Here is a 520-nt window from a genome sequence, read left to right on the forward strand (position 1 = left end):
GGCTTCGACGGATGAAGCGGTAGAAGTGCTGGTGAATATCTCTGAGCGCATTACGGATATCTCCGATCGAAACACGCAAGTTGCGACGGCAACGGAAGAGCAATCTACCGTGGTTCATACGATCAATCAGAATATTGAAGAAATCAACGCAATCAACGAGATGACAACTGCAACGGCGGAAGAGTTGGCTGGCGCAAGCCGCGATCTTCAAGAGCTTTCATCTCGCCTAGATAAGATGGTTGGTAGCTTCAAACTCTAGAGTTGGATAGAATAGACGAAGTTGAACAGTTTAATGACTATATTTAGGTAAGTACTATGAACGACTTCGAAAAAGAACTAGCGCAGATTTCTCAAGAAGCTGCAGAGGAGCCAGAAGTAAAGCTGCCTTCGCTAGAAGAGCAAAAAGCCATTGCGGCTGAGCTTAAAAAGCTAGAAGCAGAAGGCAAGTTAACGCCAGAAATTTTGGAGCAATACTTCGGCAAGTTTAATCAGAAAAATTCTGTTCCGGTTCATTAATAAA

General features: G+C 43.8%; 1 protein-coding gene and 1 pseudogene. Both read left to right on the forward strand.

What is annotated here, in order from left to right:
- Positions 1–259 (forward strand): annotated as a pseudogene (locus R7Q09_RS28320) (methyl-accepting chemotaxis protein); the annotation flags it as partial.
- A gap of 56 nt (positions 260–315) precedes the next feature.
- Complete coding sequence (locus R7Q09_RS28325) at positions 316–516, forward strand: chromosome segregation ATPase (protein WP_005462979.1); 201 nt, start codon at positions 316–318, stop codon at positions 514–516.
- The last annotated feature ends 4 nt before the right edge of the window (positions 517–520 follow it).

Source organism: Vibrio sp. 2130-1, from assembly GCF_033339515.1.